The following is a 25,522-nucleotide window of genomic DNA, read 5'->3' as shown; positions in this document are numbered from 1 at the left end:
CCGCGGTGCTTAAATCAACGGTTGTCCGCACGCCACTGACGAGGTGTGACACCGGTCAGGCGCATGAATGTCCTCGTGAAATGGCTTTGGTCCGCAAAGCCGCACAAATCCGAGATCATGTTCAGAGGCATGGGGGACGTGCGCATGTACTTTTTTGCCAGCTCTACGCGTTGATTGATCAGCCAGCGATGCGGAGGCAGTCCCGTGGTCTGATGAAAAGCCTTGACGAAATGACTGCGAGACAGACCGCAGGCCTTTGCCACATCGACAAGCGAAATTTTTCCGTTGAGGTGTTCGAACAGGAGTCCTTTTGCCTGACGCTCCTGCCACGGCGTGAGTTTGCCGGTCTGCCTTTCCCGCTGCTCGCCGATGCCGCCGTACTGTTGCGCGATATGGGTCTGGAAAGCGAGCGCGACTTGGTCGATGAAGAGTTGCGACGCATGCTCGGGCTGCGCCAACGCCGGTAGCAATGACTGTCCGAGGTGATGGACGATCGGGTCGGTTGCGCTCAAGTGCGGCGGCAAATAAAGCTGCGGTCGTCGCCGGCCGCCGATTTCATCGGCCGTTTCCTCCAGCGTTCGGCGAGGCAGATGGAAGTGGAGGCAGTCGAACGCCCCCTTCAGATCCGCCACCCACCTGCGGTCGAGGTCGTGAATCGTCACGGTCCCTGCGTTGTAGGGGACGAAGCGAGCCGCACGTCCGTCAAGCCACAATTCCTGTTCGCCGAAAGCGCGCAATTGCAACACGATGAGATCGGCGTCTTCGAGGTCATAGGGCGCAGTCCGACCCATATTTCTTCGTGCCGTCTTCAGCCGACTGATACCGATCTGCGCGGACGGCAATGTTTGGGTGACGACGGTTTGCCTCACGTCGGCCGGAATGAACTCGGAAGAGGCGTTGTCCGACGGTGCAGTAGCCATAAAATCGGTGAGAAGGTCAAGGATGAGACCCTGCAGTCTACCCAATCGAAATTACGGCTGTTTGGCCGGACGGCCGCCGCGATTGCGCATCAGAGGCCGAGATTCCGTTCGCTCATCCACTTCCCGATCGCCGGATCGCGATGGGAGAAGAAGCTGTATTCGTCAGACAATTCGAAGTCGGAGACGGCCAGGTTTTCCAGCATCCGCTCCTTTCGCACGGACTTCGCCAGCGCGACGATTCCACGCTGTACCAGCCAGCGTTGCACGCCACCCGGCCATCTATGGCCATCGACCCGCACTTTCGGACTGCCATCCAAACGTCGCTTCCGCCCGGACCGTGGACTTTCGTGTGCGGATTTCGTCAGTCATGTAGTCGGCCGTTGATTACATCCCTGCTTCATTCCCGGCCGCGGACGGCACCTGCGGCACGGCGTGCGGGCGACGCACGCGGAACGTCGTGAATTTCGATGCGTTACCGCGAATTCATTGCACGCGACCTATACTTTCAAAATCATTTCGTCCGCGACAAGGAGGCGCAATCGTGCCTATATGCTTCGCGCGGCATCCCGCGCGGTCATCCACGCAAGACCCATGACTACTGTCGTATGAGGAAGGACATCATGACGCGCAAATACATCGATTGCCGGGAATTCCCGAGCGAAATGAATTGTTCCGTTGCGCTATCCGCGGATTCCGAAAACGAATTGCTCGAGGCGGCCGTACAGCATGCGGTCGCGGTTCACAAGCATGCCGATTCGCCGGAGCTGCGTTCACAGCTGAAAGCGCTATTTCATGACGGCACACCACCCGTTGAAACACCGCGTCAAGCGTAACGTCGGCGCGACGGATCGAAGAGCGGCGACCACCTCGCGACGGCCATCTGCCAACCACGTATTGGCATTGACCGTAGCTGCGCATCTTGCCGAAATCTTCTTCTGAATGTGGTCCATGGGGCGGCTATCGGAGTTCGGCTGTCGTGCGAATACCTCGCTGCCGGGCCGAACTCGTACTTCCGCGTTCGGCTTTTTTCTGCCCCGTTGAGCCGCTACACGTGACGGTTAATCGAAATACGGCTCCAATACCTCCTCGATCCAATCCATGAAAGCCCGGACGCGTGGCGACAGGTTGCGCCGATGGGCCACGACGAGCGACGCGGCGAGCGGCTCGGGACGCAAGTCGGGCAGAACCTCCACCAGCGCGCCGCTTTCGATGTGATGCGCGAGCGCCGAATATCCCGCCTGGATCAACCCGATGCCCGCAAGCCCGGCGGCATGATAGGTCTGCACACTGTTGACCTGCATCGCGCTCGGCAACGGAAGCGACGCATAACCGTCGCCGTCCGGGTATTCCCATCCGGCATGCCGGGCGCCGAGTGTCAGCGTGTAGTGAACCATCCGGTGCCCCTGGCTGAGCAGATCATCGAGCGTATGCGGCATGCCGTACCGTGCCAGATAGCTCGGGCTCGCCGCATTGGTCATGCGCAGCTTGCCCAGCGGTCGGGCAATCAGCGTCTCGTCGACGATCGGACCCAGACGGATTACGCAATCGAACCCTTCCTGGACGAGATCGACACGCCGATCGGTGCTGGAAAGTTCCAGTTCCAACTCCGGATGTGCCGCCATCAGTTGCGGCAGGGCGGGAACCACGACGCTTCGTGCCAACTCGGTGGGCATGTCGACGCGCAACCTTCCCCGCAGCGGTGTGCCATGACCCGAGAACATCGATTGCAACTCCTGTACTTCGGCCAGCAGGTCCCGTGCGCGCAGATAAAAGGCGCGTCCGTCTTCAGTAAGCTGCACGCTCCGCGTGGTCCGATGCAACAGCGCCACGCCGACATCCCGCTCGAGTCCGCGGATCACCATCGACACACGCCCCTTCTGAATTCCGAGGCTTTCGGCCGCACGCGTGAAGCTCGTCATTTCGGCGACACGGGCAAAGATCAAAAGCGCGTCGAGGTTTTGCATTGTTCACCCAGGGAGTAACGGAACGTTCAATTTGTCATCATTTATAACTCAGTTGCGACTCAGTAGAGTGGCTTCCCATGTCGTCCACGGCGGACAACTTGAACGAAAGGGAGCAACCATGACACAACATACCTCTGCGATCAAAACGGTCGTTGTCTACCACTCCGGCTATGGGCATACCGAGCGTATGGCAACAGCCGTCGCCGAAGGCGCCGGCGCCGTACTCGTCGCAATCGACACCGACGGAAACCTTGCCGAGGATGCGTGGGATACGCTGGCCGGCGCGGATGCGATCCTGTTCGGCTCGCCGACCTACATGGGCGGCCCCAGCTGGCAGTTCAAGAAATTCGCGGACGCATCCTCGAAAGCCTGGTTCGAAGGCGGGTGGCAAAACAAGATTTTCGGCGGCTTCACCAACAGCGCCAGTATCAACGGCGACAAGCTCAATACGCTCGAATACTTCTTTCTGCTCGCCGGGCAGCACGGCGGCATCTGGGTCAGCATGGATATCAAGCCGGCGAACGTGAAGGCTTCGATGCGTGACGACCTGAATCGCATGGGCTCCTATATCGCGCCGATGGCGCAGACGCCTGCCGATGCGTCGCCTGACGAGATGTCGCCTGGGGATCTCGAGACGGCGCGCCGCTACGGCGCACGCGTCGCGATGATCGCCGGACAGTTTCGATCCGGACACGCTCAACGCAACTGAAATCCTGGCGCGCGCGACGCGACGGAACGGACGCCGCCACCTGTTTATCCAGCCACTCTTGAAAGGAATGGCCATGAAATACAAGCAACTCGGCCGCACCGGCCTGTATGTCTCGGAGCTGTGCCTCGGCACGATGACGCTGGGTGGCAATGCCGACGCGGGCATGTGGAAGGCGATCGGCGCAGTCGGTCAGGACGATGCGAACCGGTTGATTGCCCGCGCGCTTGCCGAGGGAATCAATTTCATCGACACCGCCGACATTTATTCCTTTGGCCAGTCCGAACGACTCGTCGGACAGGCACTGAAAGACATCGGAGTACCACGCAACGAAATCGTGCTGGCGACGAAGACCGCCGGCATGATGGGCCCGAAACCCAACGATCAGGGGGCGTCGCGCGGTCACATCATGGATTCGGTGCAGAGAAGCCTGGAACGGCTCCAGGTCGACCATATAGATCTTTACCAGATACACGCCAGCGATTCTGTCACGCCAATCGAAGAAACGCTGCGGGCCCTGGACGACCTTACGCGGCAGGGGCTGGTTCGTTATGTCGGCGTGTCGAATTGGCGCGCAGGCAAGATCGGTAAAGCGCTCGGACTGAGTGCCGCGCTTCATGCCACGCGCTTCGAAACGCTGCAGGCCTACTATTCGATCGCCGGACGCGACGTGGAGCGCGAACTGGTGCCGCTCGTTATCGACGAGCAGATGGGGCTGCTTGTCTGGTCGCCCCTCGCGGGAGGCTTGCTTTCCGGGAAGTTCGGTCCCGGGGCACCAACCGAAGAAGGTTCGCGGCGCAGCCATTTCGATTTTCCGCCGGTCGATCTTGATCGGGCCTGGCCGTGCGTTGCGGAGATGCGCGCCATCTCCGACGCGCGCGGTATCTCGGTCGCCCGGATAGCGCTCGCCTGGCTGCTCGCCAGGCCGCATGTCACGAGCGTCATTATCGGCGCCAAACGGGTCGAACAGCTCGAAGACAATCTCGGCGCGGTCGATGTCGTTCTCACCGAGGACGAGCTTGCGCGTCTTGAAGCCGTGAGTGTGCTGCCCAGTTGTTATCCCGGCTGGATGATCGATCGTCAGGACGCGAGCAGGCGTCCGTTGCCGTTCAGGCCCGTTGCGTCGAATTAGAACCGGTTACCGCACACCCATAGGGCGGTTGTCCGAATGCGCCCACTGAAAGAGAGATAAGCATGCCAAAAGGTTATCTGACGTTGCTATCGACGAGGCGAATCACCTGCACGCCCGGTTTCGCCGAACCATCGCGAGATGGCATGGGCGACTTCTTCATGGTCGGGATCGGCTTCGCATGCCCACGCGACGATCCCGTCCGGACGCACCAATATAGCGCGCATACCTAACCGATCCTTGGCGTCGGCTGCGACATAGGCGAGGCGCTCGCGCCAACGGTTCGCAAGCGCCTGAAGCGATGCGCCTGAATCGAAGTCCAGCAGGAGTCCCCGCCCGTCGCGCAACAGGCGGCCTGCCTTCGTTCCGTCGACCAGTTCGAAATCGGGTACGCTGCGGCCCACCAGCGGATGAGGGCTGCCAAGATCGTAGCGAAGCGAAACACCCCAGACGCGCTCGGCGAAATACGTTGCCCCATCCCGGGTCTCGATGAGATCGCGAACGATCGCTTCCAGCGCGCGCGTGCCGGGGGTAGGTCGCATAAGAGCGACTTGCGCACGCGACCAATCGAGAACGCGTGCCCCTATCGGATGCCGCTCTTGTTGATAGCTGTCGAGCAGACCGGCCGGCGCATCGCCACGGATGGTGGCTGCCAGTTTCCAGCCGAGGTTCATCGCGTCTCCGAGTCCAAGATTGAGCCCTTGACCGCCCAAAGGGGAGTGGATGTGCGCCGCATCGCCCGCGAGCAGCACTCGTCCGTTCCGATAGGTCGTTGCCTGGAAGGCACGATCCGTCCACGTGGTAGCCAGCCTGAGCCTGGTCAGCGTGATTTCAGTGCCGGACACGCGGCGCAGCACCGCCTGCACATGCTCCAGCGTGACGGGGTGAAGGCGGTGAAACGCGCCGCCGTCGAATTCCACCATCGCAATCGTGCCGGGCCGCGCATAGGTGTACATGCCCGTCGATGTGTAGTGTCGGCCGGGGGGAAGTGCGTCCGGCTCAGCCATGTCGACTTCGACGGAGTAGCCGGTGAACTCCGGACCAGTACCGACGAAATCAAAGCAGCCGGCTTTGCGGATCGCACTGCGGCCGCCGTCGCAGCCGACGAGCCAGCGCCCGCGAAAAGTGTTCCCACCCGCATGAACGATCACCGCTCCATCCGACTCGTGGAATGCGTCGGCGCTCAGGCCTCGCCGGATCTCGCATCCCGTCGCGCCGGCTCGACGAGCCAGGACCGTTTCGAGTGTCTCCACTGCCACTGCCATGCTGGTGTCGGCCGAGCCTGACAGGCGATACGGCCACTTCGAGGTATCGATGTCGTCGTGATGGAACGGAATGCCGGCGAAATGACCGGCGGGCCGGCGCGGCTGCTGCATCCAGTGCGCGATCGTCGCAGTCTTGTCCGCGATGGGGTCGGCACGCCCGGCCTCGATTACCTCGTCCAGCAGCCCGCGCCTGTCAAGCGTTTCGAGGGTGGGGGCCGAAAGGCCGCGCATGCCGAACGGCAGGCACTTCAACGGAGAGTGCGGTGTTTCGGCGCGCTCGAGCACGAGGACCGACAGCTTGAACAGGCGAAGCTCGCAGGCGAGAAACAGACCGACGGGGCCAGCCCCGGCAATCACGACGTCGTAAATATCCTGATGGTGCTCGTGCATGAACCACTCCTGTGTCGATGTTCGACCGGAGCGTTTCTCAGGTTGAGCGCCACACGGACGAACGTTTGGATGCCTGATCGGCGTCGAATGTTCGTCGTGGGGATCTCATGCACGGGGCAAAGACCAGAGCTTTCGCCAATGAAAGGACTTGGGCTTACCAAACCAAGTCTGCCTTTTCCGACACCGCGTTATAACACCGCAGCGACGACGCGTAAATGGCGGCGATGGTTCGCCCACCGCAGTGCGATGGTGCGCCGGCGTGTTACGTCGACCATGCGCGAAACGCAGGGTTGGCAAGAACTGGATTATGTTTTTGACGTTCTTCATTCGCGTTCACGAAAGGACGTATTAGCGTTTCCCCCGATATAGGAAAGCGCCGTGCAAGCCGATGTTGCAGAGAGATATGGTGTGAATAATCGATCCGAGGCCAATTATGACGACATTCGCAACAAACGGGCCGAACGAGGCATTGCCTGAAACGCCCGAAGCGGCAACGGCATCCGACGACGCGTGCCGCGCACCGTCGATCCTGCTGGTCGACGACGAGCCGAACGTGCTGTCGGCGCTCAAGCGCGTGTTCCGGCCCGCGGGCTACGACATCCTGACCGCCGACAGCGGCGAGGCCGCGCTCGAGATACTGGCGTCGACCGAGGTCGACCTGATCGTGTCCGACATGCGGATGCCGCGCATGAGCGGTGCGGAATTCCTGGCCCGCGCGCGGGCGCTGTACCCGGACACGATGCGTATCCTGCTGACCGGCTATGCGGATATCGCATCGGTCGTGCAGGCCGTCAACGAAGGCGGCGTGTATCGCTACCTGAACAAGCCGTGGGACGATCACGATCTGCTGATGACCATCGAACAGGCGCTGGAGCAGCGGCGCTTGCGCCACGAAGCGGCCCGGCTGACCGCGCTGACGGAAGCGCAGAACGAGGCGCTTCGCCGTTTCAACACGGAACTCGAAACGCAGGTGCGTGCACGCACCGAGGAACTCGGCCAGACCGTGATGTTCCTCGAAGCGGCGCAACGCGACCTGAAAAGCAGTTTCACGGCAATGGTCCAGGTCTGCGCGAGCATGATCGAGCTGCGTTGCGGGACCGCCGGCGGACACGCGATGCGCGTGGGCGAGATCGCGCGCCGGCTCGCGCTGGCGTCGGGGATGAGCGAGCTGCACGCGCAGGACGTCTATTTCGCGGGGCTGCTGCACGGCATCGGCAAGTTGTCGCTGCCCGACGAATTGCTGCACAAGCCGCTGGCGCGAATGACGACGGACGAACACCGGCTATTCCAGCAGCATCCGCTGCGCGCGCAGATGGTGCTGACGCCGGTCGCGCAATTGCACAAGGTCGCGTCGATCGTGCTGCACCAGTACGAGCGCTTCAACGGACGCGGCACGCCGGACGGGCTGACCGGCGACGCGATTCCGCTCGGCTCGCGGATCGTTGCGATCGCACGCGATTTCGAAGGGCTGCGCAACGGAGAAATCGGTGTGCCGCATTCGGTCGAACAGGCGCTCGATGCGTTGCGCTCGCAGGCCAGCGTGCGATACGACCCGCAGATCGTCGAACGTTGCATCGAGCTGATGCGTGACCCGGCGAGTCTCGGTATCGCGGCGTCCGTCGCGGAGATCAAGTCCGCGCAGCTGCGCGAAGGGATGCAGCTCGCCGACGATCTGCGCACGCATCGCGGCGTGCTGTTGATGACGAAGGGCAGCGTGATGTCGGCGCACCAGATCGAGCTCGTGCGCCGTTTCGAGGCGCGGGAAGGGACGCCGTTCGACATCCTCGTTCTGGCCGGCTCGGCCGCATCGATGCCGGCGCACAACGCGGGTGCGCCTCCCGGCTGACGAAGAACACATGGCCTGATGGCCGCCGCGCGCGCTCGACCGCATGCGGCGGCAATGCATTCACATCGATCGGGGCGCTCGATCATGCACGGCACCTATGACATCCCGCTCGTCCTGCTGTCGCTCGCCATCGCGACGCTGGCGTCCTATACGACGCTCGACCTGGCCGCGTTCATTTCGCTGCTCGACAACCCGAAGCTCAAGCGTGCGTGGCTGGGCGGCGGCGCGGCCGCGATGGGAACCGGAATCTGGTCGATGCATTTCGTCGGCATGCTCGCGTTTTCGCTGCCGATCCCGCTCGGTTATGCACTGCCGGATACCGGCGCGTCGCTGGCGATCGCGGTGCTCGTGTCGTATTTCGCGCTGAACGTCGTCACGCGAGCACGGCTGGGCTGGCGGCGGCTGTTCGCGGGCGGTGCGCTGATGGGCGGCGGGATTGCCGGCATGCATTACACGGGGATGGCCGCGATGCACATGCAGCCCGGCATTCGCTACGATCCCGCACTGTTCGCCGCGTCGATCGGCATCGCGGTGATCGCGTCGACTGCCGCGCTATGGATCGCGCAGGCGCTGCGTGTGCGGCAGGCGCGTCATGCGACCGCGCAACGCGTCGGCGCGGCCTTCATCATGGGCATCGCCATTACCGGCATGCACTATACGGGGATGGCGGCGGCCCATTTCGCGTCGGACGCGCGATGCGGCACCGCGAACGGGATCGACGCGCCGTGGCTCGCGACGACCGTCGCGCTGTTTACGATGGCGACGCTGATCGTCACGCTGCTGCTCAGCCGCTTCGATGCGCGCACAACCTTTCTGCGCGGGATGGCCGACACGCTCGAGCGGCTCGTGCGAATGCGCACCGCGGAACTCGAACGTGCGTTGCACCGCTACGAGCAGACGACGGAGATGCTGCAGCGCACGCGCGAGAACATGGCGACCGAGATCGACGAGCGCAAGGCCGCACAGGCACGGCTCGAACAGGAGAAGGAAGAGCAGCGGCGCCTTCTGCATGTGCTCGAGGAAACCCACGTGCAGTTGCTGCAGTCGGAAAAGCTCGCGTCGATCGGCCAGCTCGCGGCGGGCGTCGCGCACGAGATCAACAATCCGATCGGCTTCGTCAGTGCGAACCTCAATACGTTGAAGACATGGGTGCGAAGCTTGCTCGATGTGGTCGCGGCGCATGAAGCGGCGCTGCCGCAGCTCGACCCGGCCGCGCGCGATGCGCTGACGGCGATGGGCCGCGCCGCGGATCTGGACTACGTCCGCGACGAGATCGTGACGCTGATCGACGAATCGATCGATGGCGCGGTGCGGGTGCGGCGCATCGTGCAGGACCTGCGCGATTTCTCGCGCCCGGTCAGCGACGAGTGGAGCGTGGTTGATCTCCATGCGGGCCTCGAGAGCACGCTCAACGTCGTCCATAACGAACTGAAGTACAAGGCCGACATCGTGCGCGATTACGGCGACCTGCCGCAGGTCGAATGCCTGCCGTCGCAGTTGAACCAGGTGTTCATGAACCTGCTGGTCAACGCGGCGCAGGCGATTCCCGAGCGCGGCGTGATCACGATCCGCACGTCGAGCGACGGCGAGCAGGTGTCGATCGCGATCAGCGACACCGGAACGGGCATGACGCCCGACGTCGTCCGGCGGATCTTCGATCCGTTCTTCACGACGAAACCGGTCGGGCAGGGAACCGGGCTTGGCTTGTCGGTATCGCACGGCATCGTCGAGCGCCATCGCGGCACAATCGACGTGACGAGCGAACCCGGGCGCGGCACGACGTTCTGCGTGCGATTGCCGGTCCGGCGGGCTCGCGACAACGCGGACGCGGCGGAGCTGGAGCAACGGGCATGAGGTTGCGATCGTGACTACAGTGCTTGTGCGGGAAGCGCGTACGCGATTCAGCATGAATTCGATGCTCGCGCACCAGGTGTCGCTGCGCGGCGCCGCTCAGGTGATCGGCCACTGAAGAATGACGATCCCGTCGTTGTAGTCGCGGTCGGCGCCGTCCTCGGCGCCGAGCCAGCCGAGCCACACTTGATCGCCCGCGGACAGCGGCGCGAGGCGCGCATCGGTCGCGGACTTCCTGCCGTTGGCCGATGCGTCGATCCGGATCTTGCCGCCTTTCGAGTTCAGCGTGAACTGTCTGACGCCGTCGTTGCCGTTGCCGGCGAACGACGCGGCCGGTTCGGGCGCATCGTCGATGAACAGCTTCAGGTCCTGCCGGTCGGCGGCATTCGCGTAGAAGATCGCCTTGAAATCGGTATTCGGCGGCAGGTTGAAGTTGCCGTCGCGGTCCGACGACGGCTGGAAACCGGGCTGTTTCGTATTCGGCCGGCTGCCGGCGATCTCGACCGTCGTTTCCCAGCGGAAATAGCCCGACACGGCACCGTCGCGATCGAGCACGGCGAAGTCGGCCGTGCACGTGGTGGTGCCCGCGGCCAGCACGTCGCTGCGCCAGTAGTGGTCTTTCATTGGCCGGCACGGCGGATGAAGCAGGTCGTCGGCATCCGGCACCGGCGTCGCGGCGTCGCGCACTTCCGGTTCGATCGGCGCGACGATGCCGGTGTCCTTCAATGCGAACCGGATGAACAGCACGCTCACCTCGGCGCGCAGCGCGAGCGCGGTTTCGCGCAGGCGAAGCTGGTCGCCCGGCGACAGGCCGGCGAAGAGCCGGCTGTCGTTGTGGCCGAGCTGCCCGTCGTCGCCGGGGCTCACCACATAGATGTGCCGGCCGTCGATCACGGTCGGCGCGTCGGCGTTCCGGCTCGCATCGGGGTAGGTCGACAGCAGCGTGACGGCGTCGACGATCGCGAGCACATCGCAACGAAGACCAGACATGAGCGCGTCCTCCGCAACAAGGGAATGACGCGGGCGACCGCCGCGCGGCCGCCCGCCTGCCGCGATCAGTTGTGGATCGAGATGAACGGATCCCACTGATAGCAGCCCAGCGACTGGCAGTTGCGGTCGATGATCTGAAAGTAGAAGTGGTAGGTGACGCGCCCTTCCGACAGCGTTTCCGACGACCAGTAATAGTTGTCGATCTTCTGGCAGGTCGGCGTCGACGGCGAGCTCGGGTTCGGAATCGGAACCGATGCGGTGGCCTTGCGCGGCGTGGGCGTCGAAATCAGGTCCTTGCCCTGGTTGGCGATGAAGCCGTAGAAGACCACCTGTTTCTCGAAGCCCAGCGACAGGCTCGTTTCGCGCCAGCGGATCAGGTCGCCGACCTGCGCCTTCAGGTCGAGTTCGCCGCCCGCTTGCCCGGAAACCACGTTGTCCTGGTTGGTGACCATGTACACGTGCTTCCAGTCGATCAGCGTCGGGCTTTTCGGATCCCTGCTGGGATTCGGATAATTTTTGAGAATGGTTTCGGTATCGATCGAGACGAGCACATCGGTAACGCGTGACATAGAAGCTCCCGTTTGAAGTAATGGGACTCATCGTTGCGCGAATTGCTTCGTGCATCTGCCACCGCCTTGCCCTGTAAGGATTTGTACGATGTCTGGCACGTGCGGGTGCGATGGCGAATGCAGATTATCCCGGTCGGTTAATTCTGGAAGCTGTAAGGGTAAACAGGGTTATAAAAATGATTATCGTGGATTGATTTGAAATCGGATTCAATCGGATCGATGCGTTGCATAAATGGAAGAAAATTGAATCTGTTAATCGATTTGCCGATTATTTTTGACCGGAGAAAGGGGTGGATAGCCGGCGCGATCGCGAGCGACCGTCGCCGTGGCGGCATGACGATTCGCGAGCGGAAAGGAGTGATTCGCGGCAGGTAGCCGGCGGCCGGGCGGCAGGCGATCGCGCGCTTACCGGTAGGTCCAGAGCCGATGCAGCACGAACGTCGTCGGCGGGATCAGCAGTGCGATCGCGACGATGCTCGTCGCGCGCGACACGTCGAGCATTTCGGCGGCACGCGCGAGCAGCAGCGTTTCGACGAAGCCGGCCAGCGTGACGACGAGAAAACGCAGCGCGTTGCGCGTGCGTACCGTCGACGAGAAGCTCCACAGCGTATTCGCGAGATACGAGAACGCCGTGGCGCAGAGAAACGCGACCGCGTTCGCGGCGACCAGCGTCGCATCGAACAGCGCGAACAGCGCGGACGCGACCAGCGTATGGAGCGCGGTCGAACCGAGCCCGGACAAACCGAAGCGCACGAGCCGCGTGCGCTCGGCGTGGAGCAGGTCGATCATGGCCGTCTGCGCGCGTTCAGCGTACGTCGATCCGCGCACGGCCCGGCAACTGCACGCGCCGACGTGCGATCTGGCGGCGCGCATCGCGCGCGACCGGAAGTTCGATCACCTTGCCGTGCGCCTGGTAGCGGCGGCGGATCAGGTAGACGGGCCGTTGCTTCGACTCGTCGTAGATCCGCCCGATGTATTCGCCGACGACACCGATCCCGATCAGCTCGATGCCGCCGATGAACAGCGTGACCGAGATCAGCGACGCGTAACCGAGCACCGGATTGCCGAAAAGCAGCGTGCGGAAGATGATGAACGAGCCGTACAGGAACGCGAGCGCGGCGATGCCGACGCCGATGTAGGTCCAGCTGCGCAGCGGCACCGTGCTGAAGCTGGTGATCCCTTCCAGCGCGAAATTCCACAGCTTCCAGCCGGAGAACTTCGAGTGCCCGGCGCTGCGCGGGTCACGCTGGTATTCGACGATCACGGTCTTGAAGCCGACCCACGCGAACAGCCCCTTCATGAAGCGATGCCGCTCGGGCAGGTTGCGCAGCGCGTTCACGACCTTGCGGTCCATCAGCCGGAAATCGCCGACGTTCTCCGGCAGTTTCACATCTGACAGCAGGTTGTGCACGCGGTAGTAGATCGCGGCCGCGGTGCGCTTCGCGAACGAATCGCACGCGCGGTTGCTGCGCTTTGCCGCCACGACTTCCGCGCCGGCGCGCCAGTGTTCGATCATCACCGGAATCAGGCTCGGCGGATCCTGCAGGTCGGCGTCGAGCGGAATCACCGCGTCGCCGGTGGCTTCGTCGAGGCCGGCCGTCAGCGCCGCTTCCTTGCCGAAGTTGCGGGTGAGATCGATCACGCGCACGCGCCGCTCGCCGGTGCTGATCCGGATCAGGCGTTCGAGCGTGTCGTCGCGGCTGCCGTCGTTCACGCAGACGATCTCGAAGCGGATCGCGTCGATGGCCGTCAGCAACGGAATCACGACGTCGAAGAAGCGCTCGACGGCCTCGCCTTCGTTATAGAACGGCACGACCAGCGAAACGAGCGGCGTGTAGAGTGGTTCCCGCATGATGATTCCCCTTGTGATGTCGCTTTACCGGCCTGCGCCGAGCGTCGGGCGGCCGGTGCGGCGCATTCCGTGCGCCGGGCGGTGGTGCGGTCGGACCGGATGTGCGAAGCCGGTCTCGGTCGAGTCGTCGCGCGCGTCGGGCATCGACGGCACGTCGTGTCTTTCCTGCGCGATCCGGCTGACGAGCAGCGCGAGCGATGCCAGCGTCACGAGCGGCATGAACTGGAACGACAGATGCGAGACGACCGCGAGGCCCGCGAGCGGCATCGTCCACAGCAGCATCAGCCATTCGCGATCGAAGCGCCGCCAGCCGTGCGTCCACGCATAACGCGCGTACCACGCGATCACGATGCCGTACCAGGTCAGGTCGTAGTCGTACAGATAAGGGCTGACGAGCAGGCATGCGCATGCGAGGGTCGCGGCGCGCAGCGCGTAGGAACACGCGCCGCGCCACGCGTAGACGACGGCGACCGCGGCGGCCGCGGCCGACAGCAGTTGAAGGCCGCGCGCGACGATCGCGGGCCAGCCGGCCATCGTCGCGAGCGCGAACACGGTCGGCATGCGGGCGAGCTTGGCGTGACCGGTGCCGACGATCGCGTAGACGTTGCCGATCACATGCACGAACGTGACCCACGGGCCGACACCGAACGCGAGTGTCGCGAGCGCGGCGCTTCCGGCGATCGTCGCGGCCCACGCGGCCAGCGCGCGCCACTGGCCCGCGCACAGCAGCGCGAGCGGGAACAGCACCGCGAGTTGCGGCTTCATCGTCAGCAAGCCGAAGCAGATCCCGGCGCATACCGGGCGGCGGTTCAGCGCGAGCAGGCCGATGCCCGCGAGCATCGCGGTAAAGAGGCTGGTCTGACCGACGATCACGGTGAGGAATGCGCCGGGGAACGCGAGCGCGCAGAGCCACGCGGCATCGCGCTGCACGGTCGCGCGGATCGTCGCGGCGAACAGCACATACGTGACGCCGAGCCACAGCACGAGTGCCAGCATGTACGGCAGCCAGCCGAGCGGCAGCACGAGCAGCAGCATCGTCGGCGGATAGAGCCACGGCAGCGCGCCGTCCGCGAGCGTCATTGTCGGGATCGCCAGCTTCTGGACCGCGAACAGCGCGGGGAAATGCCACGCGTCGGCACCATGCCCGTGCGCGGCGAGCCGCGCGGCGCTCCAGATCGGCGAGAAATCCTGCGACAGCGGCTCCAGTGCGGCGTTGTGTGACAGGAACAGGCGGACCAGGTAGATGCCGATGAACAGCAACTCGGTCAGCAGCACGGCACCCGCATAGAGGCGCACGCGATCGCGATTGAGCCAGTGCGGATAGCGGCGCGGGCCCGCGATCGGGAGTTCCGGATGCAGATCGACGGCGGAATGCGCATGACGAGCGAACGAAGGCGCTTTCATTGCGTGCTCCGTGACATGAGTGCCGTGCGACGCACGACGACGAACAGCACCGCGAGCAGCACGACCGGCCCGATTTGCGGCAGCTTCATCAGCCGGTTCAGCATCTCGAAGATCGGCAGCAGCCACGCGAGCACGAGGATGCCCTGGTCGCCGGGCTGCCAGCCCTCGTCGAGGCCGTGCGCGATCAGGCAGAAGATCGCGATGCCGAGCCAGGTCAGTTCGTAGTTCCACAGATACGGCGTCGTCAGCAGCGTGGCGACGGCCAGCACCGCGGCGCGCAGGCGCATGTCGCGCGTGCGGCGCCACACGTCGACGGCCGCGGCGATCGCCAGTAGCGCGACCGCCGTTTGCGCGGCCAGCGCGGCCGCCACCGGCGCACCCGCGAGCCGCAACGCGGCGAACGGCGTCGGCGACGCGAGCCAGTAAGACGCGAGCATGAAATGCTGGTCGCGTACCGTCTGCATGGCGTGGCTCAACCCGTGCAGCGCGCCGGGCCCGGCCAGCGCGATCCCGGCCGCCGCGAACAGCGTCGCGCTGATCGCCGCCGCCGCGAACGTGCGCCACGCCCGCGCCGCGATCAGCACGAACGGGAACACGACGGCGAGTTGCGGCTTGATCGCGAGCAGCCCGATCAGCACGCCGGCCGCAACCGGACGCTTGCCGAGCAGATGCAGCGCGAGCGCGGCGATGCCGGCGGTCAGGATGCTGTTCTGGCCGAACAGCGCGGACATGCACACCGCCGAATACGCGACCACGACGAGCGCCGCGGCGCGCGGGTGCGGAAGATGCGCGCGCAATCCCGACAACCGCGAGACGGCGAACGCGTAGCATAAAAGACTGCCCGCGAAAAAGAGGAAATATGCGGGCAGGAAAGGCACAAGGGCAACCGGCGCGATGAACAGCAACATCGTCGGCGGATAGAGCCAGGGAAGCGGCCGGTGCTGCAGATACGCACCGAAGTGCGCGAACTCGGCCTGCAGGAATGACGAAGAGTCGTAGGCCGCCGCGGCATGGCCTTGCAACACGAGGTTCGATGCGGTCCAGAAGACCGAGAAGTCGGTGCCCGGGCGGGCGGTGGCATTCGACGTGAAGCCGTCCGTCACGATGCCCCAGACGGCCAGCAGCGCGGCGAAGAGCATCAGCATGATGCAGCTGTACGGAACGATCCGGTCCGCTGTCAACCATTGAGCACAGCGTATTGCGCGATCGCGCGTTCCACGATTGGCTGTGTACATGATGCCCCGTTTGTGGTGGAGGCTGCTTGGTCTGTCGCAGCCGTTTTCATGTTGTCGTGCCACCGGATCGAATCGCTCTGAATGGCGTTGTCCGGTGAATGCATTGTTGAAGAAAAAATCGCGTGTTGCAAACCGCGCACTGGAAGGCGGGATCCCGATTAATCGGTGACAGGCGTGAAAATCGCGTTTTAAGGTATGAGAAAACGACCCAGGCCGGATTTATGTTTCTGGCCTGAAACATTCCGCGGTTTCGAGCGGTGTCGCGTCCCGCCGATGCTGTGAAATGCAACCGGCTGCCCGCGTCCGGGAAAATCCCGAGAAAATTTTTTGGACCCTTTGTGCAGCGCGGCGGCGAGCGTTCCGGCGTACCTCGCTCGCGGGAATGCATATATCAAAGTTGAAACATTTCGTTCGTCGCACCATTGACCCGGGAACTAGGGGATCGCTGGAACCCTTGATGTGCATGGATTTCGCCCAAGGTGGCCTGCTCTTTGCGTCAGCGTTGGCACGGCAGTCGACGACGTGACGACCGGGCGGTTCCGGGAACAGACAGACGGAACCTGCCTCGGAATCACCTGCGGAGAAGAGGGCCGGAGCGCGTCGGGGAACACGCAGCTCCAGGTCGATGAACCGCGAGAATCGTCGTCGATCGACCGATGAGACCCGATAGCGTCAGGGCAACAAGAAGATCGGCATCGCAGCACATGGGGAATAAAAATGAAAGACCACAGCACATCGCGGCCGGCTGGCCGCGTTGAAAACGAATTACCGCATCGCCGGGAGTTTGTCTCCCGTTCAACTGGATTCCATGCGCCGAACGGCAGTCGCGCCGTTCCGGTCGATCGGCCTGCCCGGCTTATCCGGCTGGTCGAACCGTACGCGCATCTCTCGTGTTCACTCTCACTGAAATCCGTTCACACAGACAGGTGTGCGCATCCCTGTCTTCGCAGCTGAGCGTCACGTTTCGATTTTCTCGTAGTGCCGGTGGTGCCCGTCCCCGACGTCATGACAGACGAAGGGTATTTCATAGCAGTCCGAAAGGAGAGTGCTCATGTCAAGAATCATCGAAAAGATCGCCTGGTTCATTCGGGATCAGCGCGGCGTGACGGCCATTGAATACGGCCTGATCGCCGCACTGATCGCGATCGGAATCGTCGCCGCGTTGGCGACGGTCGGTACGGATCTGAAGACCGTGTTCAGCACGATCGCCGCGGATCTGGACTCGGCGGTAGCAGGACTCTGATGGACGGTGCGGCGGGTGGTTCGTCCGAATCGTTCGCCGGCACCACACGGCATTAACAACTTTCCTCGACGTATCGACGCCAGATCGATCGATCCAGCCGGTACACGAGGGCTTTGAAAGTCATCACGCAAGGAGATAACCATGTCCAAGTTCATTCAACAAGCCAGCCGTTTCGTCCGCGATGAAGACGGCGTGACCGCCATCGAATACGGCCTGATCGCCGCACTGATCGCGGTAGGCATCATCCTCGCGCTGTCGACGATCGGGAAGGACCTCAAGACCGTGTTCAGCACGATCGCGGCCGACCTGGATTCGGCGGTTGCAGGCATCTGATGGACCGTACCGCGGACGGCTCGGCTGGTGCAGTGCTCGAGCCGTCCCGGTCATCTGATCAACCGGAACCGGAGACCATCATGCAAGCCAGACTGCGTGCCGTATGTCGCCGCTGGATCGGCGACGAGCAGGGCGTGACGTCGATCGAATATGCGTTGCTCGGGGCGATGTTCGCCGTCGCGGTGCTGGGCAGCGTCGTCACGCTGAGAGGCTCGCTGGCCGATACGTACGAGGTGATCGCAACGGCCGTGACGGCTGCCGTGACCACCGCGCTGGCCATGGTTTCCTGATCCATCGATTCGCTCCGCGAGGTTCGCCATGTTACTCGTTGCGCCGCCTTACCCGGTTCCGTTGTGCGTGACGCTGCTCGCGGTCGCCGCGGCCAGCACGGACATCGCGGCCCGCCGCATTCCGAACCGCCTCGTCGCGGTCGGACTCGTCGGCGCGCTGGCCGCCCAGTGCATGCTGCACGGCGTCCTGGCAGGCTCACTCGGATGGCTCGCGGGAGCAGCGACCGGCTTCGGCCTGCTGCTGCCGTTCTACCTGTTGCGCGGGATGGCGGCCGGCGACGTGAAGCTGATGCTCGCGATCGGCGCATGGGTCGGTGCGGAAATGACGTTTTACATCGTGCTGGCCACCTTCGTGGCCGGCGGGATCGGCGCCATCGCGTTCGCGCTGTTGCGCGGGCGGATGCGCCAGATGTGGGCGAACGTCCGCGCGCTGCTCGCGCATCGTTCGCAAGGGGCGCGCGCAGGGGCAGCCGACGGCCCCGCGGAGATCGCGTCGGTCGGTACGCTGCCGTACGGCGTCGCGATCGCGGCCGGCACGCTGGGCATGCTGTTCGCGTCGTGCGCATAGCGCGACGAACCCGCAACGAGGACGGAACGACCATGAACACGAATCACACCGAACCGAGACGCGACGCGCAGGTATCCAAACTGCCCGATCCGTTGCCGTCGCGGGAGGCCAATACGAAGCTGGGCGCGCAGTTGCCGGCGGCGCCGCGCTCGCTCGGCGAAACCGGGCTGAGCACGACGTTCGTCGCCGGGCTCGTGCTGAAGTCGACGCTGATGCTCGGCCGCCCGTCATACGGCGACCTGGTCGAGCGGCACTGCCTGCCGCTCGCGGTGCTCGACGACATCTTCGCGTTCCTGGTGCGCGAGCATCTCGTCGAGCTCACCCATCGCGGCGCGACCGATCTCGACGTGACGTTCCGCCTGACCGACGCGGGCCGCGTGCTCGCGCTCGAGGAACGCGCGCGCAGCGGTTACAGCGGCCCCGCACCGGTCACGCTCGACGCGTATCTCGAATCCGTGAGCGCGCATTCGGTGCGCAAGCTGCACATCGACCAGGGCGACGTGTGGGCCGCGTTCGAAGGCATCGTGATCGACACGTCGGTCATCGATGCGGCGGCCGCGGCGCTGAACGCCGGCCGTCCGCTGCTGATCTACGGCCCGGCCGGCAGCGGCAAGACCTTCCTCGCCGAGCGGCTCGGCTCGCTGATGCACGGCCGCGTGCCGGTGCCACACGCGATCTGCGCGGCCGGTGAAGTGATCCAGATCTACGACCCGCTCGTGCATGTAGACGCGGAACCGCAATCGGGCGGCCAGTCGGTCGATCGCCGCTGGCGCCTGTGCAAGCGGCCGGTCGTGCTGTCCGGCGGCGAACTGACGCTCGACGAGCTCGACCTGCGCCGCGACGAGGCGGCCGGCTTCTACCAGGCGCCGCCGCACATGAAAGCGAACATGGGCATGTACATCGTCGACGATCTCGGCCGCCAGCGCGTCGAGCCGCGTGACCTGCTCAATCGCTGGCTGCGCCCGCTCGATCGCGGCGTCGATTTCCTGACGCTCGAATCCGGCAACCGCTTCGTGCTGCCGTTCGACGTGTGGCCGGTGTTCTCGAGCAACCTCGCGCCGGAGCAGTTCTGCGACGACGCGTTCCTGCGCCGCCTCGGCTCGAAGCTTCACGTCGGCGCGCTATCGATCGACCACTACCGCGCGGTGTACGACGCGGCCTGCGCGTCGCTCGGTCTCGTCTCGGCGAGCGATGCATTCGAGTTCCTGCTGCATCGGCTGCACCTGCCGACCGGCAAGGCGTTTCTCGCGTGCTTTCCGGCGGATCTTCTGCGCCTTGTCGCCGCCGGCGCGCGTTACCGCGGCGATCCGCCCGAGGTGACGCACGACGCGCTGTACGACGCGTGGGCGAGTTATTTCGGCGCAGCGCCCGAACGGGACGGCAACCATACGCCGCCCGTCGAGCGAGGCGGACGTACGTACATCACCGGTTGAGCCGTTTTTTTTACGAATCGTCGAGGAGCATTGCCATGAAAAACAGTCGAGCGCTCATGATGCTGGCCGTCGCGATGGTCGCGGGTCTTGCCGCGGTCGTGTTCGCGTCCCACTGGCTGGTGCAGACATCCACGAACTCGGTCACGCCCGTCGCGGTGGCGGCCGCCGACCTGAACCTGGGCGAGCCCCTCGGGCAGAACCAGATCCACATGGTGAGCTGGCCGTCGAGCAGCGTGCCACCCGGCGCGTTCACCGATACGAAGGTGCTCGAAGGGCGCGTCGTGCGCACCAGCCTGGCGCGCGGCGAGCCGGTGATCGAGTCGAAGCTGGCGCCGCTCGGCACGAAGGGCGGGCTGTCCGCGGTGATCGCCGACGGCAGCCGCGCGATCACGGTGCGCGTGAACGACGTGGTCGGCGTTGCGGGCTTCGCGCTGCCGGGCACCTACGTCGACGTGATCGTCAACACGCAGGAGCAGCAGGGCAAGACCGACGGGCAGAGCATCTCCAAGATCGTGCTCGAGCACATCCTCGTGCTCGCCGTCGCGCAGCAGGTCAGCCGCGACGACACCGCACCGAAGGTCGTCAACGCGGTCACGCTGGAAGTCACGCCCGATCAGGCCGAACGGCTCGACCTCGCGCGCAGCGTCGGCACGCTGTCGCTCGTGCTGCGCAACCAGGTCGACCAGAAGACGCTGAACACGGATGGCGCGACCAAGATGACGCTGCTCGGCAAGCCGCCCGTACCCGATTTGCCGCCGCTTCCCGCTCCCGCACAAGTGCGGACGGTGCGCGTGCACGTCGCGTCGCACGCGGCGCCGGCAGCGCGGCGCGACTGCGTCGGCGTGCTGGCGGGCGTGAAGGGCAGCGTGGAATGTTTCTGAAGCAGATCAACACAGCCAGATAAACAGATCGGCCGCCAGCAGGATACGGCGGCCTCGGAAGTCGACAACCGGCACGGCGCCGGTCTCTCGGGGGATCAGAGAAAATGAAGCTCAAACCGCAACGTACAGGTACCGGCCCACTGCGGACGCGCGTCGCACGGGGCACGATGATGGCCGCGATCCTCTGTTCAGGATGGCTGACCGTTTATGGCGCACTGGCCCAGGAAGGCATCGAGGCGGGCGTGCTGACGAAGGGCGGCGCCAGCGCGCCGGCCGCGGTCGGCAAGGGGCCCGTGCAGATGACGATCAGCATGGCGCCGGCGCCGGCCGCCGCGGCCGCCGCAACGGCCGGGCCGCTGCGCGGGCCGAACTGCGTCGGTGCCGTGCGCGAGTCGACCAGCGTCAGCGTGCCGCTCGGCAAGTCGCTGCTGGTGCCGATGCCGGAGCCGGTCCGCAATCGGACAATCGGCAACCCGGCCGTCGCGCAGGCGACGATGGTGTCGCCGCAGACGCTGTACATCCTCGGGCTGTCGGTCGGCACGACGAACATGATCGTGCAGGGCAAGAGCGGCGCATGCCGCGTGATCGACGTCGCGGTCGGCGCGGATGCCGCCGGCCTGCAGGTATCCCTGCAGCAACTGCTGCCGGGCGAACGCGACATCCATGTGTCGACCGCCGCCGGCACGATCGTGCTGGCGGGCAGCGTGTCGAACTCGCAGGCCGCGCAGCAGGCCATGCAGATCGCACGCGCGTACGGCGACAGCGCCGGCGATGCCGCTGGCGGCGGCAAGCAGGGCGGCGGCGTGCTGAACATGCTGAGCGTCACGTCGCCGCAGCAGGTGATGCTCGAGGTGAAGGTGGCCGAGGTGTCGAAGACGCTGATCAACCAGATGGGCAGCGCGTTCAACATCCAGGGCGGGTTCGGTTCGTGGAGCGGCGCGCTGGTCAGCAACCTGCTCGCGGGCGTCGCGAGCGGGGCCATCTTCAACAAGGCGAACAACAAGCCGTTCAGCATCTCGGCCGACGCGCAGAACACCGACAACCTCGTCAAGATCCTCGCGGAGCCGAATCTCGTGACGATCAGCGGCCAGGAAGCGACGTTCCTCGCCGGCGGCAAGATCTTCATCCCGATCCCGCAGAGCAGCGGCAACGGTACGTCGTCGATCACGCTGCAGGAAGAGGAGTTCGGCGTCGCGCTGAAGTTCACGCCGACGGTGCTGTCGAACGGCCGGATCAGCCTGAAGGTCGCACCGGAAGTGTCGGAGCTGTCGCAGACGGGCGTCACGCTGAGCGCGACCAACATCGGCGGCACGTCGATCCTGCCGCTGATCACGACGCGGCGTGCGTCGACGACGGTCCAGATGAGCGACGGCGAATCGTTCGCGATCGGCGGGCTGATCAAGGACAACGCGAGCGGCGCGCTGAAGGCGATCCCGGGCGTGGGCGAAGTGCCGGTGCTCGGCGCGCTGTTTCGCAGCACGTCGTTCCAGCAGGACCGCACCGAGCTGATCTTCCTGATCACGCCGCACCTCGTGAAGCCGCTGCAGACCGCGGACGTGCCGCTGCCGACCGACAGCTTCTCGAAGCCGAACGAACTCGACGTGTACGCGACGGGCAACATGGAAGGCCGCCGCGGGGTCCGCAAGCCGGGCGCACAACCGTCGAACGGCGCGGCGGCTGCACCGCAGGAAGCACCGGCCCAGGCACCGGCCCAGACTCCGGCACCGGCACCGCAATCGGAAGCGCCAGCCGCTGCGGCCGCCGCACTGCCCGCGCCGCGCGCGCCGCAGGGCACGGACGCACAGCCGCCGGTGCCGGCCGAGCAGCAGAAGACGCCCGCGCCGGTAGCGGCCACCGCGCCGCAGCCAGACGCGGCAAACGTGGCAAACGCGGCCCGCGTCGCGCGTATCGAAGCCGCCGCCGCGCGCCTCGCGGCAGCCGGCCCCGGCACGCCGGCCCAGCCGGCGGCGCGACCGAAGCAACGGGTGCCCTCGGTTGCCCGGGCGCAGGTTGCGCGCTCGGAACCCCATTCCACCGATCGTTGAAGCTATCCAAGGGGAAGCTCCATGAAATCCGCCTACCTCGTATTCGTGCGCCGCGCGGCGCTCGCCGCACCGCTCGCGTTCGCGCTTGCCGGCTGCATGTCGTCGACCCCGGTGTGGGACAGCCGCTTCGGCGATTCGGTCCGCACCGTGATGCAGGCCCAGATCATCGACCCGCATGCCGCCGAACACGCGGCATCGGCGTCGGCGTCGGGCATCGACGGCGGCGCCGCCGCGGCCGCGCTCGACAACTACGACAAGTCGTTCAAGCAGATCCAGCCGCCTGCCAATGCGTTCGTCATCGGCATCGGCAAGGCGACCCAATAACAACGGCACGCTCAGGGAGAATGCCATGTCCAGCGCAGCTCGCTATCCGAAAGTCACGCGTCGCGGCCTCCATCGCCAGCGCGGCGCCGTCGCGATCATCGTCGGTCTCGCACTGGCGGTGATGATCGGGTTCGTCGGTCTCGCGCTGGACCTCGGCAAGCTGTACGTCACGCGCAGCGAACTGCAGAACAGCGCCGATGCGTGCGCGCTGTCCGCCGCGCGCGACCTGACTTCGGCCATCAGTCTGTCCGTCGCCGAGGCCGACGGCATTGCCGCCGGCCACCTGAATTTCGTGTTCTTCCAGAACAAGTCGGTGCAGATGGTGACGAATTCGAACGTCACGTTCAGCGATTCGCTGTCCAATCCGTTCCTGACGAAGAACTCGGTCACGACGCCGGCGAACATGAAGTACGTGAAGTGCATCGCGTCGCTGAGCAACATCGCGCACTGGTTCATCGAGGTGCTGAACGTGCTGCCGGGCACCAAGCTCGCGAACGCGGCCGAAGTGTCGGCGAGCGCGATCGCGACGGTCGGCGGCGGGCAGACCACCTGCGCGATCCCGGTGTTCGTGTGCCGCGCGACGGGCGCGCCGCCCTACAAGGTTGGCGACTGGCTCACGTCGCCGTCCGGTTCGACCTACGGGCCCGGCAACTTCGGCTGGGCGGCGCTCGACGGCTCGACGAACGAACCGACCATCGCGGGCGAGCTGTCGGGCAACACCTGCAATATCAAGAGCCCGCCCGACCTCGGCAGCACCGGCCTGAAGTCGGCGGCGCTGCGCGCCTGGAATACGCGCTTCGGCATTTATACGAACGGCGCGAACGGCTCGAGCGGCCAGCCCGACTTTACCGGCTACGCGTATGTCGGCCCGAACTACGGGCCGCCCGGAACGCCGGGCATCAAGGGCGACGCGTACACGCAGTTCGTGATCGACCGCGCGAACTTCAAGCCCTATCAGGGCGACGGCGCGCCGCCGGCGGGCAGTGGGATCTCCACCAACGGCACCTCGACGGCGAGCAACTACCAGACCTATGGCAGCGACCGCCGTGTCGCGCTCGCGCCGGAAGGCGACTGCTCCACGCTGAGCGGAAGCAGCGGCAAGGTGCACGTCACGCAATGGGATTGCGTGCTGATGCTCGATCCTCTGCCGTTCAGCCCCGGCAGCGGTGGTGTCGTGGCGCACCTCGAATACCTCGGCTCGTCGGTCTCCGGCAACAATCCGTGCGCGACGCACGGCTTGCCCGGCAGCGGCAGCGCGTCCGGGGTCCAGGTACCGATGCTGGTTCAATAGAGAGAGGCGATCATGAAAAGGCCCCCGTTTCGCCGTTCCCGCACCCGTGGCGTCGCCGCCGTCGAGTTCGCGCTCGTGCTGATGCCGATGATCATGCTCGCGACCGGCGTGGCCGAGTTCGGCCGCGCGATCTACCAGTACGAGACGCTGACCAAGGCAACGCGCGACGCCGCGCGCTACCTGTCGGTCTGGCTGCCGACCGACAGCGCGTATCCGGTGGCGGCGGCGCAGTGTCTCGTCGTGTACGGCAGCACGAACTGCGGGTCGGCCGGCACCGAGCTGGTGCCGGGGCTCACCACGTCGATGGTGACCATCTGCGATGCGTCGCATACGACCGGCTGCGGCGATGCGTCCGACCCGGCGCAGTTCTCGAACCTGCCGACCTACGACGCGGACAACAACGCGGCGAGCGGCACGGCGACGGGCAGCATCAACGTCGTCGAAGTGAAGATCAAGGGCTACCAGTACCAACCGATCCCCGCGTACCCGGGGCTGAAGTCGATCACCTTCGGCAACATCGTCACCGTGATGAGGCAAGTGTCATGAGCGCGCGCCATCCACCCCTGTCGCACCGACGCGGCGAGCGAGGCTCGACGATCGTCGAGTTCGCGCTCATCGCGTCGGTGCTGATCATGCTGCTGATCGGCATCTTCGAATTCGGCCGCGTGCTGTTTTACTGGAACACCGCGAGCGAGGCCGTACGCCTCGGCGCGCGCACGGCGGTGGTCTGCGACGTGGATGCCGCCGGCGTCGCGAAGCGCGTGACGAAGCTGCTGCCGCTGCTGTCGAGCGCGAACGTGTCGGTGGACTACTCGCCGGCGAGCTGCGACGTGACCACCTGCTCGTTCGTGACCGTGAGCGTCAAGAACGTCACGGTCAAGACGATGATCCCGTTCGTGAACGTGACGATCAAGATGCCGCCGTTCACGACAACGCTGCCGCGCGAAAGCCTGACTTCCGCGACCGGCGGCACTGCCTGCAACTAATCGAACA

At 65.0% G+C, this 25,522-nt stretch carries 25 protein-coding genes and 1 pseudogene; 16 read left to right on the top strand and 10 right to left on the bottom strand.

The window, feature by feature from the left end; all coding sequences use genetic code 11:
* Positions 1-14 precede the first annotated feature (14 nt).
* Positions 15-920, bottom strand: coding sequence for a helix-turn-helix transcriptional regulator (locus ACNQQL_RS06865; protein WP_111020665.1), 906 nt, complete (start codon positions 918-920; stop codon positions 15-17).
* A gap of 89 nt (positions 921-1,009) precedes the next feature.
* A pseudogene (locus ACNQQL_RS06860) lies at positions 1,010-1,186 on the bottom strand (aldo/keto reductase); the annotation flags it as partial.
* Between the two features lie 354 nt (positions 1,187-1,540).
* Here ACNQQL_RS06860 and ACNQQL_RS06855 point away from each other — a divergent pair.
* On the top strand, positions 1,541-1,753 hold the full coding sequence (locus ACNQQL_RS06855) for a DUF1059 domain-containing protein (protein ID WP_072439835.1): 213 nt from the start codon (positions 1,541-1,543) through the stop codon (positions 1,751-1,753).
* Positions 1,754-1,978: 225 nt separating this feature from the next.
* On the opposite strand, the gene ACNQQL_RS06850 is transcribed toward ACNQQL_RS06855, so the two are convergent.
* On the bottom strand, positions 1,979-2,884 hold the full coding sequence (locus ACNQQL_RS06850) for a LysR family transcriptional regulator (RefSeq protein WP_347063654.1): 906 nt from the start codon (positions 2,882-2,884) through the stop codon (positions 1,979-1,981).
* A 118-nt stretch (positions 2,885-3,002) separates the two neighbouring features.
* Between ACNQQL_RS06850 and ACNQQL_RS06845 the strand changes: the two genes are divergently transcribed.
* A complete protein-coding gene (locus ACNQQL_RS06845; protein ID WP_347063683.1) occupies positions 3,003-3,593 on the top strand; it encodes a flavodoxin family protein in 591 nt (196 codons plus the stop codon).
* 73 nt (positions 3,594-3,666) lie between these two features.
* A complete protein-coding gene (locus ACNQQL_RS06840) occupies positions 3,667-4,722 on the top strand; it encodes an aldo/keto reductase (protein ID WP_347063653.1) in 1,056 nt (351 codons plus the stop codon).
* 86 nt (positions 4,723-4,808) lie between these two features.
* On the opposite strand, the gene ACNQQL_RS06835 is transcribed toward ACNQQL_RS06840, so the two are convergent.
* A complete protein-coding gene (locus ACNQQL_RS06835; RefSeq protein WP_347063652.1) occupies positions 4,809-6,374 on the bottom strand; it encodes an FAD-dependent monooxygenase in 1,566 nt (521 codons plus the stop codon).
* 433 nt (positions 6,375-6,807) lie between these two features.
* Between ACNQQL_RS06835 and ACNQQL_RS06830 the strand changes: the two genes are divergently transcribed.
* Together ACNQQL_RS06830 and ACNQQL_RS06825 are read left to right on the top strand one after the other, a co-directional pair.
* A complete protein-coding gene (locus ACNQQL_RS06830) occupies positions 6,808-8,220 on the top strand; it encodes an HD domain-containing phosphohydrolase (RefSeq protein WP_347063651.1) in 1,413 nt (470 codons plus the stop codon).
* Between the two features lie 84 nt (positions 8,221-8,304).
* Positions 8,305-10,074 (top strand): histidine kinase, encoded by a 1,770-nt coding sequence (locus ACNQQL_RS06825; RefSeq protein WP_347063682.1) that lies wholly within the window; start codon positions 8,305-8,307, stop codon positions 10,072-10,074.
* A 96-nt stretch (positions 10,075-10,170) separates the two neighbouring features.
* On the opposite strand, the gene ACNQQL_RS06820 is transcribed toward ACNQQL_RS06825, so the two are convergent.
* The 6 genes from ACNQQL_RS06820 to ACNQQL_RS06795 form a co-directional block, all read right to left on the bottom strand.
* Entirely contained in the window at positions 10,171-11,061 is an 891-nt protein-coding gene (locus ACNQQL_RS06820) for an AidA/PixA family protein (protein ID WP_347063650.1), read from the bottom strand.
* A gap of 65 nt (positions 11,062-11,126) precedes the next feature.
* Positions 11,127-11,630, bottom strand: a complete 504-nt coding sequence (locus ACNQQL_RS06815) for an inclusion body family protein (RefSeq protein WP_072439581.1) — start codon at positions 11,628-11,630, stop codon at positions 11,127-11,129.
* Between the two features lie 405 nt (positions 11,631-12,035).
* Positions 12,036-12,419 (bottom strand): GtrA family protein, encoded by a 384-nt coding sequence (locus ACNQQL_RS06810; protein ID WP_347063649.1) that lies wholly within the window; start codon positions 12,417-12,419, stop codon positions 12,036-12,038.
* A 16-nt stretch (positions 12,420-12,435) separates the two neighbouring features.
* Entirely contained in the window at positions 12,436-13,482 is a 1,047-nt protein-coding gene (locus ACNQQL_RS06805) for a glycosyltransferase family 2 protein (protein WP_072439585.1), read from the bottom strand.
* Between the two features lie 24 nt (positions 13,483-13,506).
* Positions 13,507-14,886 (bottom strand): glycosyltransferase family 87 protein, encoded by a 1,380-nt coding sequence (locus tag ACNQQL_RS06800; protein ID WP_347063648.1) that lies wholly within the window; start codon positions 14,884-14,886, stop codon positions 13,507-13,509.
* Positions 14,883-16,121, bottom strand: a complete 1,239-nt coding sequence (locus ACNQQL_RS06795; protein ID WP_347063647.1) for a glycosyltransferase family 87 protein — start codon at positions 16,119-16,121, stop codon at positions 14,883-14,885. The genes ACNQQL_RS06800 and ACNQQL_RS06795 overlap by 4 nt, the downstream gene beginning before the upstream one ends.
* Before the next feature lie 1,051 nt (positions 16,122-17,172).
* Between ACNQQL_RS06795 and ACNQQL_RS06790 the strand changes: the two genes are divergently transcribed.
* From ACNQQL_RS06790 to ACNQQL_RS06740, 11 genes are all read left to right on the top strand, one after another.
* The gene (locus tag ACNQQL_RS06790; RefSeq protein WP_034182591.1) at positions 17,173-17,364 is read left to right on the top strand and encodes a Flp family type IVb pilin; all 192 of its coding nucleotides are present in this window, start codon (positions 17,173-17,175) and stop codon (positions 17,362-17,364) included.
* 141 nt (positions 17,365-17,505) lie between these two features.
* Positions 17,506-17,697 carry a Flp family type IVb pilin gene (locus ACNQQL_RS06785; RefSeq protein WP_011349893.1) on the top strand — a complete coding sequence of 64 codons (192 nt, stop codon included), beginning with the start codon at positions 17,506-17,508 and terminating at the stop codon, positions 17,695-17,697.
* Between the two features lie 80 nt (positions 17,698-17,777).
* Positions 17,778-17,987, top strand: a complete 210-nt coding sequence (locus ACNQQL_RS06780) for a Flp family type IVb pilin (protein ID WP_347063646.1) — start codon at positions 17,778-17,780, stop codon at positions 17,985-17,987.
* Positions 17,988-18,015: 28 nt separating this feature from the next.
* A complete protein-coding gene (locus ACNQQL_RS06775; RefSeq protein WP_347063645.1) occupies positions 18,016-18,555 on the top strand; it encodes an A24 family peptidase in 540 nt (179 codons plus the stop codon).
* Between the two features lie 32 nt (positions 18,556-18,587).
* Positions 18,588-19,988: an ATP-binding protein gene (locus tag ACNQQL_RS06770; protein ID WP_347063644.1), complete on the top strand. Its 1,401-nt coding sequence runs from the start codon at positions 18,588-18,590 to the stop codon at positions 19,986-19,988.
* A 35-nt stretch (positions 19,989-20,023) separates the two neighbouring features.
* Complete coding sequence (gene cpaB, locus ACNQQL_RS06765; RefSeq protein WP_347063643.1) at positions 20,024-20,869, top strand: Flp pilus assembly protein CpaB; 846 nt, start codon at positions 20,024-20,026, stop codon at positions 20,867-20,869.
* 104 nt (positions 20,870-20,973) lie between these two features.
* Positions 20,974-22,914 carry a type II and III secretion system protein family protein gene (locus tag ACNQQL_RS06760; RefSeq protein ID WP_347063642.1) on the top strand — a complete coding sequence of 647 codons (1,941 nt, stop codon included), beginning with the start codon at positions 20,974-20,976 and terminating at the stop codon, positions 22,912-22,914.
* 21 nt (positions 22,915-22,935) lie between these two features.
* Positions 22,936-23,238, top strand: a complete 303-nt coding sequence (locus ACNQQL_RS06755; protein WP_175963012.1) for a hypothetical protein — start codon at positions 22,936-22,938, stop codon at positions 23,236-23,238.
* A gap of 25 nt (positions 23,239-23,263) precedes the next feature.
* The gene (locus ACNQQL_RS06750; protein ID WP_347063641.1) at positions 23,264-24,529 is read left to right on the top strand and encodes a pilus assembly protein TadG-related protein; all 1,266 of its coding nucleotides are present in this window, start codon (positions 23,264-23,266) and stop codon (positions 24,527-24,529) included.
* Positions 24,530-24,541: 12 nt separating this feature from the next.
* Positions 24,542-25,075 (top strand): TadE/TadG family type IV pilus assembly protein, encoded by a 534-nt coding sequence (locus ACNQQL_RS06745; RefSeq protein ID WP_347063640.1) that lies wholly within the window; start codon positions 24,542-24,544, stop codon positions 25,073-25,075.
* On the top strand, positions 25,072-25,515 hold the full coding sequence (locus ACNQQL_RS06740) for a TadE/TadG family type IV pilus assembly protein (RefSeq protein WP_347063639.1): 444 nt from the start codon (positions 25,072-25,074) through the stop codon (positions 25,513-25,515). The genes ACNQQL_RS06745 and ACNQQL_RS06740 overlap by 4 nt, the downstream gene beginning before the upstream one ends.
* Positions 25,516-25,522: the final 7 nt, after the last annotated feature.

The sequence above is a fragment of the Burkholderia sp. LFS061 genome (assembly GCF_047978125.1).
GTDB lineage: Bacteria > Pseudomonadota > Gammaproteobacteria > Burkholderiales > Burkholderiaceae > Burkholderia > Burkholderia pyrrocinia_C.
This window is presented reverse-complemented; position numbering and strand designations above follow the sequence as displayed.

Excerpts from the sequence above, each read along its gene's own strand:
- ACNQQL_RS06865 (WP_111020665.1), bottom strand. The coding sequence starts at position 920 with ATGGCTACTGCACCGTCGGACAACGCCTCTTCCGAGTTCATTCCGGCC.
- ACNQQL_RS06855 (WP_072439835.1), top strand. The coding sequence starts at position 1,541 with ATGACGCGCAAATACATCGATTGCCGGGAATTCCCGAGCGAAATGAAT.
- ACNQQL_RS06850 (WP_347063654.1), bottom strand. The coding sequence starts at position 2,884 with ATGCAAAACCTCGACGCGCTTTTGATCTTTGCCCGTGTCGCCGAAATG.
- ACNQQL_RS06845 (WP_347063683.1), top strand. The coding sequence starts at position 3,003 with ATGACACAACATACCTCTGCGATCAAAACGGTCGTTGTCTACCACTCC.
- ACNQQL_RS06840 (WP_347063653.1), top strand. The coding sequence starts at position 3,667 with ATGAAATACAAGCAACTCGGCCGCACCGGCCTGTATGTCTCGGAGCTG.
- ACNQQL_RS06835 (WP_347063652.1), bottom strand. The coding sequence starts at position 6,374 with ATGCACGAGCACCATCAGGATATTTACGACGTCGTGATTGCCGGGGCT.
- ACNQQL_RS06830 (WP_347063651.1), top strand. The coding sequence starts at position 6,808 with ATGACGACATTCGCAACAAACGGGCCGAACGAGGCATTGCCTGAAACG.
- ACNQQL_RS06825 (WP_347063682.1), top strand. The coding sequence starts at position 8,305 with ATGCACGGCACCTATGACATCCCGCTCGTCCTGCTGTCGCTCGCCATC.
- ACNQQL_RS06820 (WP_347063650.1), bottom strand. The coding sequence starts at position 11,061 with ATGTCTGGTCTTCGTTGCGATGTGCTCGCGATCGTCGACGCCGTCACG.
- ACNQQL_RS06815 (WP_072439581.1), bottom strand. The coding sequence starts at position 11,630 with ATGTCACGCGTTACCGATGTGCTCGTCTCGATCGATACCGAAACCATT.
- ACNQQL_RS06810 (WP_347063649.1), bottom strand. The coding sequence starts at position 12,419 with ATGATCGACCTGCTCCACGCCGAGCGCACGCGGCTCGTGCGCTTCGGT.
- ACNQQL_RS06805 (WP_072439585.1), bottom strand. The coding sequence starts at position 13,482 with ATGCGGGAACCACTCTACACGCCGCTCGTTTCGCTGGTCGTGCCGTTC.
- ACNQQL_RS06800 (WP_347063648.1), bottom strand. The coding sequence starts at position 14,886 with ATGAAAGCGCCTTCGTTCGCTCGTCATGCGCATTCCGCCGTCGATCTG.
- ACNQQL_RS06795 (WP_347063647.1), bottom strand. The coding sequence starts at position 16,121 with ATGTACACAGCCAATCGTGGAACGCGCGATCGCGCAATACGCTGTGCT.
- ACNQQL_RS06790 (WP_034182591.1), top strand. The coding sequence starts at position 17,173 with ATGTCAAGAATCATCGAAAAGATCGCCTGGTTCATTCGGGATCAGCGC.
- ACNQQL_RS06785 (WP_011349893.1), top strand. The coding sequence starts at position 17,506 with ATGTCCAAGTTCATTCAACAAGCCAGCCGTTTCGTCCGCGATGAAGAC.
- ACNQQL_RS06780 (WP_347063646.1), top strand. The coding sequence starts at position 17,778 with ATGCAAGCCAGACTGCGTGCCGTATGTCGCCGCTGGATCGGCGACGAG.
- ACNQQL_RS06775 (WP_347063645.1), top strand. The coding sequence starts at position 18,016 with ATGTTACTCGTTGCGCCGCCTTACCCGGTTCCGTTGTGCGTGACGCTG.
- ACNQQL_RS06770 (WP_347063644.1), top strand. The coding sequence starts at position 18,588 with ATGAACACGAATCACACCGAACCGAGACGCGACGCGCAGGTATCCAAA.
- cpaB (WP_347063643.1), top strand. The coding sequence starts at position 20,024 with ATGAAAAACAGTCGAGCGCTCATGATGCTGGCCGTCGCGATGGTCGCG.
- ACNQQL_RS06760 (WP_347063642.1), top strand. The coding sequence starts at position 20,974 with ATGAAGCTCAAACCGCAACGTACAGGTACCGGCCCACTGCGGACGCGC.
- ACNQQL_RS06755 (WP_175963012.1), top strand. The coding sequence starts at position 22,936 with ATGAAATCCGCCTACCTCGTATTCGTGCGCCGCGCGGCGCTCGCCGCA.
- ACNQQL_RS06750 (WP_347063641.1), top strand. The coding sequence starts at position 23,264 with ATGTCCAGCGCAGCTCGCTATCCGAAAGTCACGCGTCGCGGCCTCCAT.
- ACNQQL_RS06745 (WP_347063640.1), top strand. The coding sequence starts at position 24,542 with ATGAAAAGGCCCCCGTTTCGCCGTTCCCGCACCCGTGGCGTCGCCGCC.
- ACNQQL_RS06740 (WP_347063639.1), top strand. The coding sequence starts at position 25,072 with ATGAGCGCGCGCCATCCACCCCTGTCGCACCGACGCGGCGAGCGAGGC.